The sequence below is a fragment of the Empedobacter sp. UBA5036 genome, from assembly GCF_002415215.1.
Classification (GTDB): domain Bacteria; phylum Bacteroidota; class Bacteroidia; order Flavobacteriales; family Weeksellaceae; genus Empedobacter; species Empedobacter falsenii_B.
In genome coordinates this window covers 65,100-83,152 of sequence record NZ_DICC01000073.1, presented here as the reverse complement: position 1 = coordinate 83,152, position 18,053 = coordinate 65,100, and the positions used below count along the sequence as shown (strand labels likewise).

16 protein-coding genes are annotated in these 18,053 nt (G+C 32.2%); 5 read left to right on the top strand and 11 right to left on the bottom strand.

The window, feature by feature from the left end; all coding sequences use genetic code 11:
• Positions 1–32: 32 nt before the first annotated feature.
• Positions 33–1,184, bottom strand: coding sequence for a cystathionine gamma-synthase (locus B4J88_RS14030; RefSeq protein WP_114998146.1), 1,152 nt, complete (start codon positions 1,182–1,184; stop codon positions 33–35).
• 130 nt (positions 1,185–1,314) lie between these two features.
• Between B4J88_RS14030 and B4J88_RS14025 the strand changes: the two genes are divergently transcribed.
• A complete protein-coding gene (locus B4J88_RS14025) occupies positions 1,315–1,917 on the top strand; it encodes a hypothetical protein (RefSeq protein WP_114998149.1) in 603 nt (200 codons plus the stop codon).
• An 18-nt stretch (positions 1,918–1,935) separates the two neighbouring features.
• Here B4J88_RS14025 and recO read toward each other — a convergent pair whose 3' ends face one another.
• The 3 genes from recO to dprA are packed head-to-tail and all read right to left on the bottom strand — an operon-like array spanning position 1,936 to position 6,045.
• Positions 1,936–2,655 (bottom strand): DNA repair protein RecO, encoded by a 720-nt coding sequence (gene recO / locus B4J88_RS14020; RefSeq protein ID WP_180905726.1) that lies wholly within the window; start codon positions 2,653–2,655, stop codon positions 1,936–1,938.
• The gene (locus B4J88_RS14015; RefSeq protein WP_291067873.1) at positions 2,655–4,889 is read right to left on the bottom strand and encodes a two-component regulator propeller domain-containing protein; all 2,235 of its coding nucleotides are present in this window, start codon (positions 4,887–4,889) and stop codon (positions 2,655–2,657) included. Before B4J88_RS14015 ends, recO begins: the two co-directional genes overlap by 1 nt.
• A 58-nt stretch (positions 4,890–4,947) precedes the next feature.
• Entirely contained in the window at positions 4,948–6,045 is a 1,098-nt protein-coding gene (gene dprA, locus B4J88_RS14010; protein ID WP_280050649.1) for a DNA-processing protein DprA, read from the bottom strand.
• 89 nt (positions 6,046–6,134) lie between these two features.
• On the opposite strand from dprA, the gene B4J88_RS14005 reads away from it, so the two are divergent.
• A complete protein-coding gene (locus B4J88_RS14005; RefSeq protein ID WP_280050650.1) occupies positions 6,135–7,289 on the top strand; it encodes an SPOR domain-containing protein in 1,155 nt (384 codons plus the stop codon).
• Positions 7,290–7,368: 79 nt separating this feature from the next.
• Here B4J88_RS14005 and B4J88_RS14000 read toward each other — a convergent pair whose 3' ends face one another.
• The 4 genes from B4J88_RS14000 to B4J88_RS13985 all read right to left on the bottom strand — a co-directional run bounded on the left by B4J88_RS14000 (position 7,369) and on the right by B4J88_RS13985 (position 13,630).
• The gene (locus B4J88_RS14000; RefSeq protein WP_291067872.1) at positions 7,369–8,817 is read right to left on the bottom strand and encodes a TolC family protein; all 1,449 of its coding nucleotides are present in this window, start codon (positions 8,815–8,817) and stop codon (positions 7,369–7,371) included.
• The gene (locus B4J88_RS13995) at positions 8,810–11,977 is read right to left on the bottom strand and encodes an efflux RND transporter permease subunit (protein ID WP_291067871.1); all 3,168 of its coding nucleotides are present in this window, start codon (positions 11,975–11,977) and stop codon (positions 8,810–8,812) included. The genes B4J88_RS14000 and B4J88_RS13995 overlap by 8 nt, the downstream gene beginning before the upstream one ends.
• A gap of 18 nt (positions 11,978–11,995) precedes the next feature.
• Positions 11,996–13,078: an efflux RND transporter periplasmic adaptor subunit gene (locus tag B4J88_RS13990; protein ID WP_219034048.1), complete on the bottom strand. Its 1,083-nt coding sequence runs from the start codon at positions 13,076–13,078 to the stop codon at positions 11,996–11,998.
• A gap of 156 nt (positions 13,079–13,234) precedes the next feature.
• Positions 13,235–13,630: a hypothetical protein gene (locus tag B4J88_RS13985; RefSeq protein ID WP_180905720.1), complete on the bottom strand. Its 396-nt coding sequence runs from the start codon at positions 13,628–13,630 to the stop codon at positions 13,235–13,237.
• Between the two features lie 180 nt (positions 13,631–13,810).
• On the opposite strand from B4J88_RS13985, the gene B4J88_RS13980 reads away from it, so the two are divergent.
• From B4J88_RS13980 to B4J88_RS13970, 3 genes are all read left to right on the top strand, one after another.
• The gene (locus B4J88_RS13980) at positions 13,811–14,332 is read left to right on the top strand and encodes an acyl-CoA thioesterase (RefSeq protein WP_286473820.1); all 522 of its coding nucleotides are present in this window, start codon (positions 13,811–13,813) and stop codon (positions 14,330–14,332) included.
• A 110-nt stretch (positions 14,333–14,442) separates the two neighbouring features.
• Positions 14,443–14,676, top strand: coding sequence for a hypothetical protein (locus tag B4J88_RS13975; RefSeq protein ID WP_038336755.1), 234 nt, complete (start codon positions 14,443–14,445; stop codon positions 14,674–14,676).
• Positions 14,661–14,957, top strand: a complete 297-nt coding sequence (locus B4J88_RS13970; RefSeq protein WP_280049943.1) for a type II toxin-antitoxin system RelE/ParE family toxin — start codon at positions 14,661–14,663, stop codon at positions 14,955–14,957. The genes B4J88_RS13975 and B4J88_RS13970 overlap by 16 nt, the downstream gene beginning before the upstream one ends.
• 43 nt (positions 14,958–15,000) lie before the next feature.
• On the opposite strand, the gene B4J88_RS13965 is transcribed toward B4J88_RS13970, so the two are convergent.
• From B4J88_RS13965 to B4J88_RS13955, 3 genes are read right to left on the bottom strand one after another with little or no spacing between them, the layout of a single operon-like run.
• Positions 15,001–15,396 (bottom strand): acyl-CoA thioesterase, encoded by a 396-nt coding sequence (locus B4J88_RS13965; protein ID WP_038336752.1) that lies wholly within the window; start codon positions 15,394–15,396, stop codon positions 15,001–15,003.
• On the bottom strand, positions 15,377–16,381 hold the full coding sequence (locus tag B4J88_RS13960) for a Gfo/Idh/MocA family protein (protein ID WP_291052149.1): 1,005 nt from the start codon (positions 16,379–16,381) through the stop codon (positions 15,377–15,379). Before B4J88_RS13960 ends, B4J88_RS13965 begins: the two co-directional genes overlap by 20 nt.
• A gap of 5 nt (positions 16,382–16,386) precedes the next feature.
• The gene (locus tag B4J88_RS13955; RefSeq protein ID WP_114998180.1) at positions 16,387–18,048 is read right to left on the bottom strand and encodes a DUF6909 family protein; all 1,662 of its coding nucleotides are present in this window, start codon (positions 18,046–18,048) and stop codon (positions 16,387–16,389) included.
• Between the last annotated feature and the right edge of the window lie 5 nt (positions 18,049–18,053).

Sequence of the window (18,053 nt, the reverse complement as noted above, 5' to 3'; positions counted from 1 at the left end):
AGATTCCGTTTTTTTATTATTTTATTTATCCATTAAATCAAGTTCAAAACTTGTTCTAAATCTTCTAATAAATCATCTATATCTTCGATACCAACAGACAAACGAATTAAATCATCTGTAATACCAATTTCAGCACGTTTTTCTGCTGGAATAGACGCATGTGTCATCGTAGCTGGGTGATTTGCTAATGATTCAACTCCTCCTAAAGATTCAGCCAAAGTGAAAACTTTTAAGTTTTCTAAAATTTTGAAAGCATCTTCTTTCTTACCAGAAGTCAACGTAAACGTCACCATTCCTCCGAAATCTTTCATTTGCTTTTTCGCAATTTCGTGTTGTGGATGATTTTCCAAACCTGGATAATACGTGTGCGCAACTTTTGGATGAGCTTCTAAAAACTGAGCGATCTTCATTCCATTAGAACAGTGACGATCCATACGAACAGCCAATGTTTTGATTCCACGTAAAACTAAGTAAGAATCTTGTGGTCCTAAAATTCCTCCAGTTGCAAATAAATTGAAGTGAACATCAGTTGCTAATTGTTCCGAATTAACCACAATTGCTCCCGCAACTAAATCTGAGTGACCTCCTAAATATTTCGTTGCCGAATGCATTACGATATCAGCTCCCAACTCAATTGGACGCTGTAAATATGGCGACGCAAATGTATTATCAACAGCTACTAAAATATCTGCTTTTTTTGATTTTACAGCATCATTTACAGCTTTGATGTCAACCACTTTCATCAATGGATTTGTAGGCGTTTCAACCCAAACCATTTTTGTATTATCATTGATTAAAGCGACAACAGCCTCAACATTTGTCATATCTACGAAATGGAATTTCAAACCAAATTTTTCATAAACACGTGTAAACAAACGGTAAGAACCTCCGTATAAATCGTCCATCGCGATGATTTCATCACCTGGTTTGAACAATTTTAAAACACCATCGATTGCGGCTAAACCAGAACCAAATGCAAAACCTGCAACTCCACCTTCGATAGATGCTAATGCATTTTCTAAAGCAGTTCTTGTTGGATTTGCGCCACGAGAATATTCGTATCCTTTGTAATCTCCTGGTGATCTTTGCGCGAATGTTGATGTTTGGTAAATTGGAGTCATTACGGCTCCTGTTGAAGGGTCATGTTGTTGACCTCCGTGTATCGCTTTTGTATTGAATTTCATTGTGAATGCTTTTAACTATAGCAAATATATGGAGTTTTATTTATTCTTTGTTTTAAAGATTTGTTAGAATTTATTTCGGGAGATTTTTGTAAATTATATTAGTTTTAATTTACAATATTAAATTTAGTTTATGTTAAAAAAAATCCTATTTCTTTTCATCGGAATGTTAATCATTAATTCATGTACTCCCTTATATAATAAAAAATATCTAATAAAAGGTGATTACCCTAAAATCACAAATCATATTGAAACAAATGGATATTATTACAGACAATATGAAAAAGATGGTGGAATAACAATGTTAGTCTTACTTAATAATGGAATTGCTCATATACCAAATACCGGTTACGGAATAAATGACTGTGGAAGTCCGGTTGATTTGGAGTGCGATATTAGAATAAAAGAAGAGCAATTAGTAAAATTTAGCAATATGAAAATTGATACTGACAAGCAAAGTAATGCTAATATCTTTTTATGGAATTGGGGTAAATATGAAATAAAAAATGATACGATTACTATACAGTGGTTTTATAATATACATGGAAGACTTTTTTTAGCTGAAGAAAAAGGAAAAATTATTAATTCTAAATCTATTCATTTTTTTAATAGTAAAAGTTATTATTCAAAAAAATCACAATCAGGTAAATCTATTAATAATTTATATGAATTTAAACCTTTTGACATAAGCGTTTTGTATAAAAAAATACCGAAAAGATTAATAGATAAAAAGTAAAAAAATTTTCTTAATATTCTAACTAAACAATTCGTGTAAAACTTGTAATGATTTAGGCTTTTTGAAATTATTGGTGTGAATTTGATAATACTTCACTAGAATTTCGAGTAAGAGAGAACGTTGTGATTGATTGAATGTATTTTTTGAATCTTCGGAAAAATGTAATTCTAACAATTTTTTGAACAAAACAGTTTCATCTGCTTTCAACATATTGATGGATGAATTTGAATTGGTAAAAAAACCATTTTCTAAATCGAATAGATTTCCGTCAATTTCTAAGTTTGGATAAAAACCAAGAAAATGAGATAATTGAATCAAAAAAATCAAATGAAAATCTGCAAAATCGTCTTTCTTTTGATCAAATTCTTTTAGCGAATGTTCGATGTAAAAATATAATTCAGGATTATCTGATTCTTCTTTTAAAACTAAGTTCAGAATCTCAGCCAAGAAAAAAACAATCGCAGATTTGATAGGATGAAAATGCAACGATTCATAATAATGTGATGTTTGTGCTGATTTTAAGAAAACCAATTGTTGTTCATTTGATTTCGGTTGTAAGCTCAAATCTATTTCTGCTAGCGGAAAATACAACGAAGTATTTCGCTTTTTTTTGGAGAAAACTCCTTTTGCTATAAATGATTTTAAGCCAAAATCTTGTGTATAACAACGTATAATTAAACTCGTGTCACCATATTTTAAGCTCGAAAGTACAATGGCTTTGGTTTCTAAAATTTTCATTAACGGACAACTGCAATTTTCAATGTTTTGGTTTCTGTACCATCTGCATTTGTCATCAAAACTAAGTAAATCCCAGAAGCTACGGGCTTTCCTTTTACATTATTTGTATTCCATTCTACAATTCCTCCTTCGGCTTTTTTCTCAAAAAGTAAATTTCCAACAATATCTGTAATCTTAACCAACGCACGATTTGGAAGATTTTTTATCGTAACATTCCCTTTATATTCTGGTCGATAAGGATTTGGATACGCAATTGCATTGTTAAAATTATTCGCTTCTGTCGACACATCTCCATTATACGAAACCACACCTTTTTCTGTTGCAAAAAATACTTTTCCTGTCGATTCGTCTATGGAAACATCGTACACAATATCCGAAGGTAAAGGTGAGTTCTTAGAAGTAAAATGCAATTTCGTCGACTCTCCACTATCCGAAACATAATAAACGCCCGCTCCATTAGTAGCAATCCATTTATTGTTTGCATTATCCACTTTTATCGCATAAATCCCAACATCTGTTAACAACGCCTCTGGAATTCCATCTTGAATAATCACAATTGGTTCTGCGACAATATTATTAGAACTTACAGCATTATCAGCTCCGTACAAAACGACTAAACCTTGTTCTGTCCCAATCCATAAATTATTTGATTTGTCATTTGCAACAGTCAGAACATTATTAATTGGTAGCTTATTTGAAGTTGTCATTGTTGTTACAATTTCATATTTTTTGTCTAAAACTGTAACCCCACCTCCTTGTCTACCGCTTGCATAATAGGTATAAACATCAGAAAAATCAGGAGAAAGTGCTACTATTGGAGAAGTTTTATCAACATCATAACTTTTCCAAGTACCATTTGCATTTCTCTCTACATAATACACAGACTGATAATCAGGCGATTTACCATCAGGATATGAAGCTCCAATATGTAAATTTCCTAACTTATCATAAGCCAAGCCCGAAATTCTAGAACTTGGAAACTGATCGTTAATAATTTTCTTAGGTATTAAATCTACATCAAATTCTAATAAATCAGTTCTTCCATTTTTATCACGTCCATATTTATTAAATGATGAAACTATAAATGTATTTTTATCTTTATCTGGATGAGGAGCGATTCTTAAAACATCTCGAATATCAAAAATATCTTTTGAAAGAAAGTTATTCCATTTTTTAGTGTCATAATAAAAGAATCCATCATTATTTTCTAATACGTTTGAATAACTTTCTGTTCCTCCAGGTGCAATCCATACTTTCCCACTTTTTGTCGTTACAGACCAAGCTTTATTGGTAAAAGGTCCATCAGGATAAAATTCTTTATGATTAGATAAATTAATAATTCCATGATTTACTGAACCTCCAAAATAAATATTGTTAATAAAAATTCCTGAATTGAAATTTATTTCATTTCCATCTTCATCAATTAAAGGGTAATTATCTCCTTTGAAAACAGAAATTTGATTATTCTGAGTAATAATTAATTTACCATTCGACGATTTTAACTCTTTAATCAAATTAAAAGGAGTAGAAGTTCCTCTTAATAATTTTAATTCATTGTTTACCGAATAATAAATCTCATTTTCAAATAATTCTATATTTGTAACATTTTGACCAACAATTTCTTCTTTCCAAATTTTTCTATTTGTAAAATCTGGATTATTCAAATTCTTATCCGATAATTCGCTCGAATAGATTCCTTTATCTGTTGCAATATAAAGAGTTGTTCCGTTAATTGTTGCATCATTTACAACAGCTGTATTTGTACGTGTTGTTTCTTTAAATTCTTCCTCTTTTAAGTCGAAAGAAACAATTCCAAAAGCTCCAGAAATAAACGCAATTCCATCATTTATAAAAATATGATTGACTTTTTTATCTCCCGAAAAACCATTCCATTTGATATCCAAAACCATTGTCGATTCTCCAGATTTCAATAAATCTAAACCTCCATTTTCATAACCAACTAAAAACGAATCAGAATCTTTGTCATAAGCCATTGCAGAAACCCCAACATTGTTCAAGAAATTGGTTTTATTTAGCTTAATCCAATCACTTGTTGGATTTTGAGGATTGAACAAGAAAATTCCGTTTTCAGTTCCACAATAAATCACACCATTTACTTCTTCCAACAATTTCACATTATTGTAAGAAAAAAGATCAGTCCAACGCACTTTATCATTTTGAGCGTTTAAACTTGTGAAAATCATGGTGATGAAAATGAACAATTTTGTCTTCATAATGCACAAAAATACTGTAATTTATAACAAAATAACTTGCTAAAAATTGTATTGCTTGTTACAATAAATCATAAAATTTGCCTGGAAGTGTCGAAATTATTTGCTTTAATTCCAAATCTAATAAGGTTGGCATCAATTCGTAGGATTTCAAATTTAGGTCAAAAGACATTTTATCAATATGTTGTTTTCCATTCGTTTTGAGATAATTTACAATTAAATTTTCATCATCAGAAAACTCAATAAACAAATCTATTTGCTTTGGTTTCTTCTTCGAATTGAAGTTAAAATAATCAATAATATCTTTCGAATTTTCGACCAAATAAGCCTGATGAGATTTTATCAAATAATTGCACCCAATACTCAACGCATCGGTTGATTTTCCTGGCAAAGCAAACACTTCACGATTATATTCATTTGCAAATTTTGCAGTCACCAAACTTCCACCTTTAAAAGCAGATTCTACCACAATTGTAATATCTGATAAGCCTGCAATAATCCGATTTCGTTGCAAAAAAGCTTCGGGAACGACCGCTTTAAAACTAGGTTGTTCTGTAATCCAACCACCTTTTTGTAACATCTCAACAGCAACTTTTTTATGAGCAGCAGGATAAATTCGTTCAAAATTTGTTCCCATTACCGACCACGTTGCAACATTATTTTTGAGCGCATTTGTATGCGCTTCTATATCGCAACCATACGCTAATCCACTTACAATCGTCACATCAAAATCTGCTAAACCTTCGATTAATTCAGTAATAAAATTTCGTCCATAATTAGTCATTTTTCGAGTGCCAACAATCGAAATCTTTTTATTATTGAATTGATTAAATTCTAAATTTCCTTTGCAAAAAATCACCAAAGGTGCATCAATACATTCTTTTAACAATTGTGGATAAGCTTCATCATAAAAAGTTAAAATATTGATTTGATTATTTTTACAATATTCTATTTCGTTAAAAGCTAAATCTAACCATTTTTTATTTCCAAAATCTTTGCTTATTTGTTGTCCAATTCCCGAAATTTGCATCAAATCTTTTGGTTTACAATTCCAAGCAGCCTCTGCCGAACCAAAAAATTGAATAATTTTTCGAGCTGTGATATCGCCAATTCCTTTCTGAAAAGAAAGTGCTAAAATATATGGTAAATCGGTTTGCATTTTGTTAAATTATTAATATTAAACCAACTAAGAATAATTTTAAGTATTTATTTTTTTGCTAAATCTAAAAAAAATGTTAATTTCGTAGTATGAGGTTAGAAGAGCATATTAGTCAATTATTATTTCAGCACGATTGTGTAATCGTTCCAAACTTTGGTGCGTTTATCTCAAACACTGCTAATGTGGCGTTTGACGAGCAAACAAACACATTTATTCCGCCAAGAAAAGAGCTTTCTTTCAATACAACTTTAACAAAAAGTGATGGTGTTTTGGTGAATAAAATTGTAGAAGATGAGCCAATGTCTTTTGAAAATGCGCAAACATTTTTGAATGAACAAGTTTATTTTTGGCAAGAACATTTGAAAAATGGAAAAGTTTTAACCTTACAAAATATCGGATCATTACAATTTAATGACGCTGGAAAAATTGACTTCAAACCAGAAAATGCTCAAAATTATTTCATCGCCGCTTACGGTCTTTCAAATTTACAAGCCAATTACATTTTAGATTCGTCTAAAACTAAAACCTCTAACAAACACATGTCAAAATTTTTAGCCGCAGCCTCATTAATTCCCATTATTGTTGGTGGCTTCCTATATTTTAATACGCCGCAACCCGTGCAAGAATTCGTAACGGAGCAATGGAGCGGTTTGGTTTTACCAATGATTGGTAAAGATGACGCAACAAAAACTGAAAAGCCTACAGTGCAATACGATGTGTATAATATGCCACAAACGATTGCTGAACCTTCTTTGGTTGAATATCAAATTGCTGAAACCGTAACGAAAACAGATACAATTGAAACGCCTAAAAAAGTTGAAATTACAGTTGTAAAGGAAACAAAAGTGAATGAGACTGAAAAGGAGATTACGGCAATTGTAAAGGAAAAACCTTCGACAAAAGAAGTTGTAAAAACAGAAACAAAAAAATTAACGAAAGTTGAAGCTCCTAAAACAGCTGAAAAGAAAGTTGAGGACAAAAAAGAAATTACAACTAAAACAACTGCAAAATCTAGCAATAAAAAATATCAAGTAATTGCGGCTTCGCTAAAACGTCAAGAAGATGCTGATCGTTTGGTTGGAGAATTGAAAAAACAAGGTTACAAAGATGCTGGAATTTCTTATGTAAAAGGTCGCTATTATTATGTTACATATAACAGTTTTAATAACATAGAAGAAGCACAAAAATATATGAATGATGTGAATAAAAAGTCTCCTGGAACTTGGGTTAGAACTGAAAATTAATTTATCATTTCAATACAATATAAATCGAAATAAGCTGCCCAAAAGGCAGCTTATTTCTTTGTTAGAATGAATATGAAAACTACTTCCAGCCTCCGCCTAAACTTTTGTAAATAGCGACAACTGTACTTAATTGTTTTTCTTTTGTTTCGATTAATTCCATTTTTGCATCCAATAAATCACGTTGAGTTGTTAACACTTCCAAATAATCTGCACGATTATTTTTGAACAATTGATTCGCAATATCAATAGATTCTACAAGTGCTTTCGCTTGTTTGTCTTTGTAAGAATAACTTTGTTCTAAATTATTAATCTTCGACATTTGATTTGACACTTCTAAATAAGCATTTAAAATTGTTTTATCATATTCGTACAACGCTTGTATTTGATGAGCATTTGCTGTATTAAACTCCGCTTTTATCGCACTTTTATTAATTAAAGGCGCAGCTAATTCTCCTGCCAATGAGTATAGAATTGACTCTGGCATTTTTACCAAATAAGAAGGTTTGAAAGCATTTAATCCTAAAGCCGCAGAAATATTAAGTGACGGATAAAACTCTGCACGAGCCACTTTTACATCCAATGCAGAAGCTTTCAATTCTAGTTCTGCTTGCTTGATATCAGGACGATTCGATAATAATTCAGACGGAATTCCTGCATGCATTGTTTGCGGAATCAAATCCATAAATGAAGAACCATCACGTTTTATCGTTTGCGGATATCTTCCCAATAATGCATTAATTCTATTCTCAGTTTCTGTAATATCTTGTTTAATATTAAACTCTTCACTTTCAGATTTTAATAATTCTGCTTCAAATTTTTTCACCGCTAATTCAGTTTCACGCGCTGCTTCTTTCTGAATTTTCACCACACGCAGTGATTCTTTTTGCAACTCAATATTTCGATGAATTAAATCTAATTGGCCGTCCAAAGACAATAATTCATAATAAGACGAAGCGATTTCAGAAATCAAATTTGTCAAAACAAAATTCTTTCCTTCCACCGTTGATAAATATCGCGCAATCGAAGCGTCTTTCGAATTACGTAATTTTTTCCAAATATCAACTTCCCAATCAGCACTCAACCCAATCGCATAATCCATCAAAGGATCAGGCATTTCTTTCCCAGGTTTTATCTCAGTCGAGGCATCACCAGCACCTTGACTTGTATAACGACCAACTTTCTCAACTCCAATTCCTGCATTTGCTGAAACATTTGGCGATAATTTTCCGTTTTTGTACAACACTTCATTTTTAGAAATCTCAATTTCTTGAAGTGTAATCATCAATTCTTGGTTATTTTTTAACGCTTCTTCAATCAAAACGACCAAATTTGGATCAGTAAAAAATTGTTTCCAAGGCGTCAACCCAGAACTTGGTGCATCATCATTTTGCACATTTTGATAAGCTTCTGGAATTTTTGGTGCTTGATGATTTTCAATCTCTTTGCTTACCGCAGGAGCTTTACAGCTCCAAATCATTGTTCCAAAAAGACTTATTGCAATTATATTTTTTAAACTATTTTTATTCATCTTCCGTGATTTCTTCTGTTAAAGGATTTTCATCTTCATATTTCACCAATTGCATTTTATCCGCCAAAGCGCCAAACGCAACATATAAACCGGGTACAATAAACAACCCGAAAATAGTTCCGAACAACATTCCGCCTGCAGCAGCAGTACCAATTGTTCTATTTCCTACTGCTCCCGGACCAGAAGCAATAACCAACGGAATAAGACCTGCAATAAACGCAAATGATGTCATCAAAATTGGACGGAAACGAACACCCGCACCTTCAATCGCTGATTTTACAATTGATAAACCTTCGTTATGTTTTTGTACTGCAAACTCAATAATCAACACCGCATTTTTACCGAGAAGTCCAATCAACATCACCATTGCAACTTGTGCATAAATATTATTTTCTAATCCTAATAATTTCAAGAAGAAAAATGCTCCGAAAATCCCTGTTGGTAGTGAAATGATAACTGGTAAAGGCAAAATAAAACTTTCGTATTGTGCTGCTAAAATCATGTAAACGAAAATTAAACAAATGGCGAAAATAATCACTGCTTCATTTCCACGAGAAACCTCATCTTTCGATATTCCTGCCCAATCAATTCCAAAACCACGAGGCAAAGTATTCTTAGCTACTTCATTAATCGCTGCAATCGCTTGTCCACTACTATAACCAGAAGCTGGCGTACCACTAATTTCTGCTGCATTATACATATTGTGACGCGTAATTTCTGATAAACCATATACTTTTTCAATTTTCATGAAAGCTGAATATGGAACCATTTCACCTTGATCATTTTTCACATACAATTTCAATAAATCTTCCGGTAGCGCACGATATTCTGGCGAAGCTTGTACCATCACTTTATAAGGTCGGTCAAATTTGATGAAACTTGTTTCGTAATTAGAACCAACTAATGTTGATAAATTATCCATCGCATTTTCGATCGAAACTCCTTTTTGTTCGGCAATATCATTATCAATTTTCAAGACATATTGAGGAAAGGAAGCACTATAAAATGTGAATACAGAGCTCAATTCTGGACGACGAGTTAATTCTTTTATAAAATCACGGCTCACTTCTTCCATTTTATGATAATCTCCACTACCCGCTTTATCCAATAATCTCAACTCGAAACCTCCTGCAGCTCCATATCCAGGAACAGATGGTGGTTGAAAATATTCGATATTCGCACCATTAATATTTCCAGCTTTTTCTTCTAATTCTTTGATGATTTCTTCCGCAGACTTAGAACGTTCGTCCCAACTTTTCAAGTTAATTAAACAAGTTCCAGAGTTTGCTCCTGTACCTTCTGTCAAAATCTCATAACCAGCCAAAGATGAAACTGATGAAACGCCATCAATTCCTTCCGCTATTTTTTGTAATTTTTGAGAAACTTCATTCGTTCTTTCTAACGTAGAACCTGGAGGTGTTTGAATAATTGCATAAAACATTCCTTGGTCTTCGTTTGGAATAAATCCAGAAGGCAAACTATTATTCAAAAAGAAAACTCCAGCGCAAAATGCAAGTAAAATTCCGAATGTAACAGTTCGTATGTTAACTGTTTTGGTTAAAACTTTTTCGTATTTAAAAGAACCTTTGTTGAACAAATTATTAAACTTCAACAAAAATTTATTTAACATTGTTTTCTTTCTTGGTTGATCATGATTATTTTTCAAAATCATTGCACACAAAGCTGGTGTAAGCGTTAAGGCAACAATACCTGATAAAATAATTGATGTCGCCATCGTAATCGAAAATTGACGATAAAAAATACCAACAGGTCCAGACATAAACGCAACTGGAATAAACACGGCTGCCATTACAAATGTAATTGCGATAATTGCTCCACTAATTTCGCGCATCGCTTCTTCCGTCGCTCGTAAAGGCGAGAGATTTTTCTCTTCCATCTTGGCGTGAACCGCCTCTATCACCACAATCGCATCATCGACGACGACTCCAATCGCCATAACTAAAGCAAAAAGGGAAATCAAGTTTAATGTAATTCCAAAGAAACTCATCAACGCAAAAGTTCCGACCAAAGAAACAGGAACCGCTAACGCAGGAATCAATGTAGAACGCCAATCTCCTAAGAATAAAAACACCACAATACCAACTAAAACGAAAGCTTCAAAAAGTGTGTGTACCACTTTTTCCATCGAAGCATCTAAGAATTTTGAAACGTCATATGAAATCTCGTAATCCATTCCTTTTGGCAAATTATTTTCTTTCAAATCTGCCATTAATGCTTTGATGTTTTTGATGACTTCACTGGCATTACTTCCATACGATTGTTTTATCACAATTGCGGCAGAAGGTTTTCCGTTCAATGTTGAGTAAATGTCATACATCGAACTTCCGAATTCTATATTAGCAACATCTTTTAAACGCAATATTTCTCCATCAGGATTTGCTCTTAAAATGATATTTCCATATTGTTCTTTTGTGTTATATCGACCTGAATATTTTAACACATATTCAAAAGCTTCTGAACGTTTTCCAGAACTTTCTCCAGTTTTACCAGGCGAAGCTTCAATACTTTGTTCATCCAACGCTTTCATCACATCATCCGCAGAAATATTATAGGCTTGCATTCTATCTGGTTTTAACCAAACACGCATTGCATATTCTCGGTTTCCTAAAATATCTGCATCTCCAACTCCATTAATACGTTTCAACTCAGATAAAATATTGATATCTGCATAATTATATAAAAATTGTTGGTCAGCTTTTGGATCGTTACTGTACAAGTTAATGTACATCAACATGTTTGATTCTTCGCGTGTAATTTTCACTCCTTCGCGAACTACTAAAGGCGGAAGTTTATTGACAACCGAAGAAACACGGTTTTGCACATTTACAGCTGCAATATTGGGATCAGTTCCTAAATCAAATATCACTTGAATAGACGCTTCACCGTCATTCCCAGCATCAGATGTAATATATTTCATTCCTGGAACACCATTTAGCGCACGTTCTAATGGAATTACCACCGATTTGATTAATAATTCATTATTTGCACCCGGATATTCCGCTGTAATATTCACCTTTGGTGGCGAAATTGAAGGGAACTGCGTTACGGGTAATTTGACTAATGATAGAATTCCTAAGAAAACTATAATCAACGAAATGACAATCGATAGAACGGGTCTTCGAATAAATTTATCAAACATAACTTTGAATTTTTTAGATTAGTTTGATTTTAATTTCAACGATGAAAGAACTTTTCTTGGTGCAATAAATTTCGTTTTGATTTTATCATCATCTTTCACTTTCTGAACACCCTCTAACAAAATATTATCTTTCTCCGAAAGTCCGCTTTCTACCACATAAACATCAGGCATTTCTAGACCAATCGTGATATTTCTCGATTTGACAACACCATTTTTATCTACTACAAAAACATAGGTTTTATCTTGAATTTCGTAGGTTGCTTTTTGTGGAATTAATAAAGCATCATGTAACGGAACTGTCATTTTTACTTTCCCTGTTTCACCATTTCTTAACAGATGATTTGGATTTGCAAAACGTGCACGAAACGCAATATTTCCTGTTTCGTTGTTAAATTCTCCTTCTATCGTTTCTACCAAACCTTTTTCTGGTAAAGGTTTATTATTCGCCATAATCAACGAAACTTGTTTATTCGCTCTATCTTGAATATTTGTTTGATAATCTAAATATTCAGGTTCAGAAACGTTGAAATAAGCAAACATTGATGAGTTATCAGATAAATTTGTTAATAACATTCCTTCGTCAATCAAGCTTCCCAATTTCATAGGAATTCTATCAATAACACCAGAAAATGGTGCACGAATATCTGTAAATGATAAATGTAATTGAGCCAATTGCATTTCTGCTTTCGATTTTTCTAATCGTGCTTGCGCAATGGCTTTTTCGTTCTTAGAAACGACATTATTATCAGCCAAAGTTGCTGAATTTTGTAATTCAATTTGTGCCTCTTTTACCTCAGCTTTCGATTTTAAATATTCGGCTTGATACATCGAAGGCATAATGCGAAACAACAATTGACCAGCTTGTACATGTTGACCTTCATCCACAAAAACTTTTTGCAAATAACCTTTTTCTTGCGCACGAATTTCGATGTTTCGTACCGATTGAATTTGGGCTACATAATCCTTATCTACAATCGTATCCATTTTGATTGGCGTTGTGATTGGATAATCTTTCACTTCTTCTTTTTCCTGTTTTTTTGATGAACAACTTGTTGTCAACAATACAGTACTTAGAGCTACAAATAATGCGACTCTTTTCATAATTCTTCTAACTATTAAATGTAAAATTTGATGAAATGGATTTCTTGGCAGAAGTAGTTTTACCAAAAAATATTACATACAAAAATTGGTTAACATTCAGCTATTCATGAACTGAACACTAATTTTTGGTGTAATTTTAAAAATTTAAGAAATCAATCAAATTCTGATTGTACGTAACAAAATGTACTTACAACTCGAAAATTTGATGGTTTTATTGTAGAAGATGTGTTTCTTTCTTAAACCTTGAATTATAAAGTTTAAAACCAGAACGACACTTAATAGTTTGATACAAGTTTCTAAATCGATTTTGTTTGATGTCTGAAAATCATCATCAATCGTTTCGATACTTGGATTAAATTCTTGAAATTGATTTGAATTTGAAGTTTTAGAAAATTTCGTCTCAACAATTTTACTTGCGTGATAAATATGTGTATTATCATTAACAACCGTCTGTGAAGTTAAATTTCCTTGAAAATGTTGAGTACCCGCAAACACTTTAGTTTCCGCAAAAAATAGCAGAAACAAAGCAGATAGCAAGTATGTGATAAACATTTTCATAATTCTGTTCAAATGTAAGACTTGAAATAATACAATAATCTATATTAACATTTTTTAACTATAAAATTTTATTGATTTAATAAAAAACTCAATTACAAACACTTAACACAACGATAATAACTGTTTCAAAACTCGAATATTTTGTTGAAATTTGCATCCAACAAACAAAAGTTTATGGCGAAAGCAAAAACAGCAAAAGAGTCGTTAGCAGTAATGACAAACTTGGTTTTACCGAATGAAACCAACAATTTAGGAAACATGTTCGGAGGCGAATTATTGGCTTCTATGGACAGAATTTCTTCTATTTCTGCGAAAATGCATGGTGGAAGTTTTTTGGTTGTAACAGCAAGTGTCAATCACGTTGCGTTTAACATTCCGATTCCGATGGGAAGTACGGTGAAGTTAGAATCTAAGGTAACTCGCGCATTTAATTCTTCGATGGAAGTTTATGTTGATGTTTACGTTTACGATTATGAAAATTGTGTTTATAACCAAACAAATAGCGGTATTTACACATTTGTAGCCGTTGATAATGACAATAAACCTGTTCAAGTTCCTGAATTAATTCCAGAATCTGAACAAGAGATCGAACGTTATGAAGCTGCTTTGCGTCGTAAACAATTAAGTTTGATTTTAGCTGGAAGAATGAATCCTGCTGATGCACACGAATTGAAATCGTTGTTTTTTGCAGAGTAAATCTTTTTTTACAATATCATCTAAATCGTTGAATTTTAATTAAATAAATTCAACGATTTTTTATGTTTTAAATTTTTCATTAACTTTATCTTATTCTAAAACAAAACAATATGAGTATTTCTGATTTAAAATTGGAACTAATTCTTCAAATTTCAAATCTGAATGATAAAGTGAAATTAGAAGAAATTTTAGAATTATTGAAATTTCAAACCGAAAGTTCTATTTATGAAGTTTCTGAAGAAGAAGAACTTGCTATAAAAGAAGCTAAAAATCAGATTTCGAGTAACAATGTTTTGTCAAATTCTGTTGTTAACGAAGAAATGAATGAATGGTTGAAAAAATAATTTGGACAACTCAAGCAAAAAATGAATTATTCGACATTCTTGATTATTGGAAAAATCGAAATAAATCAACTATTTATAGTCAAAAACTTTTTCAATTAATTCAAAATCAAATCAATCTAATTATCTTATTTCCTGAAATTGGAAGAAAAACAAATTTTGAAGATGTTAGAGTCAAAATTATTAAAGAATATCTTCTATTTTATGAAGTAAAAGATTCAAATCTCTATATTTTAACGATAAAAAGTTCAAAACAAAAGCCGAATAAATTCAGAATAAAATAAAAAAGTCGAAACATTGTTTCGACTTTTTTATTGATATAATTTTTTAACCTTTCCCAGCTAAACGATCCACCACATATTCTATTTGTGTTTTCCCGTGCGGTTTTGGTTTTCCTTCTGCATCTAAATTAACCATCGTAATTCGATCGACTGTAATAATGGTTTCATGCGTCATTTTGTTACGTACTTCACATTGTAAAACCAATGAAGTTGTTCCAAATTTCACCACCTCAATTCCTATTTCTACAATATCACCTTCACGCGCCGAAGCCATAAAGTTGATTTCCGACATATATTTAGTTACAACATGTGAATTTTCTAATTGCACAATGCTATATAACGCCGCTTCTTCATCAATCCAAGCCAAAAGTTTTCCTCCAAAAAGTGTTTTATTTGGATTAAGATCTTCGGGTTTTACCCATTTACGAGTGTGAAATTTCATAGTTCTCTGTTTTAAGTTCTTGTTTATTTTCTGTTGCCAAATGATTCGCATCCGAAATAAACTTAACTAAATTTACAGCATATTTTCCATCTAACAAAGATTCATTGTGACGAATTAACGCATCAGAAATCTCGGTAATGGCGTTGGGATGAAAATTCTTTTGTTCAGTAGAAATTTTGTTTGAACAACACACATTTTTTAAATCAGAATAAATCATTTGATTAAGATATTGATCTCCAATCTTAATTGTTCCTTTCTCCGCAATAAGCGTGATATTACTTTCGAAATTTTTATTGAAAACTGACGTTGTATAAATCATATGTCCGATTGCTCCATCAGCCGTAAAATCAACACAACCCGAATCATCAAATTCTGTCACTTCTTGATGTGTAAAATTGAAACTTTTAGAATTTGTACAAATTACCTCATCAAACCAAAAATTCATGATATCAACAAAATGTGAAAATTGAGTAAACAAAACACCTCCGTCCATTTCTTGGTTTCCGTGCCATTCGCGCAACTTGTAATAATTCTTGTTACGATTCCAATAGCAATTAATATTCACCATGAAAACTTTTCCTAACGAATTATTGTCAATCAAATTCTTTACATATTGCACAACTGGAGAAAAACGAAGTTGCATCGACGTAAAAACTCTAAGATTTTTCTCTTCCGCAACTTTCAATATTTCCTTTGCATCTTCTACAGTTAATGCAATTGGTTTTTCAATCAAAACATTTTTCCCAGCTTTTAAACAACGAATCGCATGTTCGCGGTGCAAACCATTTGGCGTAGCAATCACAACAACATCAGTTTCTTGATCTTCGTTCAAAAAACTTTCAAGTGTTGAATAACCTTTGAAAGGTAAATCTTCTGGTAAATTAAAATCAATCACCGAAATTAAATGTGCGTTTTCCGTTTCCTCTATCGCTTGTTGATGTACACGTCCAATATGACCGTAGCCTAAAATGGAAAAATTCTTCATTGAATTTATTTAATAATTTTTTCTAATATCTTTTGTGTGATTAGATAAGTTGGTTTTACACCTGTTAATCCTAAACCTCCAGAAGCCAATGTACTTCCTGTTTCTAACGGATTATCAGAAGCGTAATAAGCATACATTACTTTAACATCTTTATCGATGTGATGTCTAATTTTTGACGCAACCTGAATCGCTTTTTGATAATGCGCACCTTCCATTTCTAATCCAATCGCTTGGAAAGACGAATTTTTGAAATACTCTAAAACGTCTTTATTTTGTAATGATGTTCCTAAAACCGAAATCATTGGTCCTTCATAAACACCTAAACCTTGTCCTTCGAAATCTGCAGCGGTTAATTCGTTATCAAAAACATAATTATCTGTTGTTCCTTCGAAAACATGCGCTGTAGCAATCATTATATCACCTTTTATTCCTTCAAGAATACCAGCTTTACCCATAATCGCAACAGATTTTACATTCATTTTGAATTTTACATCTCCTACTTTGTATGGTTTCAACAACTCATCCATCGCCTCAAATGCTTGCTCACCAAAAGCATAATCCATCACAATAATAACCTCATTGTTCTTATCTTTTGCGTAAGAAAACGCAGAATTGGCAATGTTTACTTTAGATAAATCAATAATTTGAACATCGATATTTGTTCCTGATTGATCTTTGATGTAAACTAAACCATTTTGTTGAGTGTATTCATTTAACGAATCGCGCAACATTTTGTTGTTTGCCGCACTCAAATCTTCGTAAATTTCTACACCATCATTTTTGTATTTTCTTTTTAATCCATCATAGGCATACAACATGTTAGACACACTATGCATATTAGCAGAAATGATGTGAATGTTTTTATCTTGAAGATTATTTTCGAATAATACACGTTTGATTTCATTCGCCCATTTTTCTCCAATCATATGATGACCAATCGATTCACGTAAAGTTGATGTAAATGTAATTTCACGTTTCTTAGTTCCGATACGATCTTGTTGACTTGTGTAACCCATCCAATAAACTACACGGAAAAAATAATCTTTGTCGTCTGCTTTACTGAAATAATGATGAATTTCTTGTGTTTCTTCAAACGTTCTTCCTAAAATAGTCGATAAATGCATCAAAGCAACTTCACGTTCTTTTCGAGAAATTTCAACTTCATTGAATACAACATTTTCAATAAATTCCCACGCTCTACTTTTAGAAAGTGTTTCATTACTGAATGCTCTATTTCTGATTTTATCCGCCTCATTGTATAAAAACGTTAAGTGCGTCAACACATCATAGATATCAGAACGACCGCGAGAAATCTCGATATTCATTTGATCATCATCAATTCTATAGCAAAAACGACGACGTTTTGCAGGAATAATTGGTGTGAAAATAGAACGATCATAGCCTTCGTCAGATGTAAAAGACACATAAGGTGTTTCTACGATTCCTTCTGGTAAACGATCTAAAACGTACATTAATCCGCTTAATTCTACTTTGTTTGGATCTGTCATTGATCCGTAGATTTCTGGATTAATTTCGAATAATAAATTTCTTAATATTTTTCCAGGCGCACCAGATGGACGGTACACTCCTCTATGAAATAAATGACGCATAGAGATATATAATCTTTCAATAGCGTCAGTAGATCTTCTTGCTCTTGTTATTGACATAATAA

Excerpts from the sequence above, each read along its gene's own strand:
- B4J88_RS14030 (WP_114998146.1), bottom strand. The coding sequence starts at position 1,184 with ATGAAATTCAATACAAAAGCGATACACGGAGGTCAACAACATGACCCT.
- B4J88_RS14025 (WP_114998149.1), top strand. The coding sequence starts at position 1,315 with ATGTTAAAAAAAATCCTATTTCTTTTCATCGGAATGTTAATCATTAAT.
- recO (WP_180905726.1), bottom strand. The coding sequence starts at position 2,655 with ATGAAAATTTTAGAAACCAAAGCCATTGTACTTTCGAGCTTAAAATAT.
- B4J88_RS14015 (WP_291067873.1), bottom strand. The coding sequence starts at position 4,889 with ATGAAGACAAAATTGTTCATTTTCATCACCATGATTTTCACAAGTTTA.
- dprA (WP_280050649.1), bottom strand. The coding sequence starts at position 6,045 with ATGCAAACCGATTTACCATATATTTTAGCACTTTCTTTTCAGAAAGGA.
- B4J88_RS14005 (WP_280050650.1), top strand. The coding sequence starts at position 6,135 with ATGAGGTTAGAAGAGCATATTAGTCAATTATTATTTCAGCACGATTGT.
- B4J88_RS14000 (WP_291067872.1), bottom strand. The coding sequence starts at position 8,817 with ATGAATAAAAATAGTTTAAAAAATATAATTGCAATAAGTCTTTTTGGA.
- B4J88_RS13995 (WP_291067871.1), bottom strand. The coding sequence starts at position 11,977 with ATGTTTGATAAATTTATTCGAAGACCCGTTCTATCGATTGTCATTTCG.
- B4J88_RS13990 (WP_219034048.1), bottom strand. The coding sequence starts at position 13,078 with ATGAAAAGAGTCGCATTATTTGTAGCTCTAAGTACTGTATTGTTGACA.
- B4J88_RS13985 (WP_180905720.1), bottom strand. The coding sequence starts at position 13,630 with ATGTTTATCACATACTTGCTATCTGCTTTGTTTCTGCTATTTTTTGCG.
- B4J88_RS13980 (WP_286473820.1), top strand. The coding sequence starts at position 13,811 with ATGGCGAAAGCAAAAACAGCAAAAGAGTCGTTAGCAGTAATGACAAAC.
- B4J88_RS13975 (WP_038336755.1), top strand. The coding sequence starts at position 14,443 with ATGAGTATTTCTGATTTAAAATTGGAACTAATTCTTCAAATTTCAAAT.
- B4J88_RS13970 (WP_280049943.1), top strand. The coding sequence starts at position 14,661 with ATGGTTGAAAAAATAATTTGGACAACTCAAGCAAAAAATGAATTATTC.
- B4J88_RS13965 (WP_038336752.1), bottom strand. The coding sequence starts at position 15,396 with ATGAAATTTCACACTCGTAAATGGGTAAAACCCGAAGATCTTAATCCA.
- B4J88_RS13960 (WP_291052149.1), bottom strand. The coding sequence starts at position 16,381 with ATGAAGAATTTTTCCATTTTAGGCTACGGTCATATTGGACGTGTACAT.
- B4J88_RS13955 (WP_114998180.1), bottom strand. The coding sequence starts at position 18,048 with ATGTCAATAACAAGAGCAAGAAGATCTACTGACGCTATTGAAAGATTA.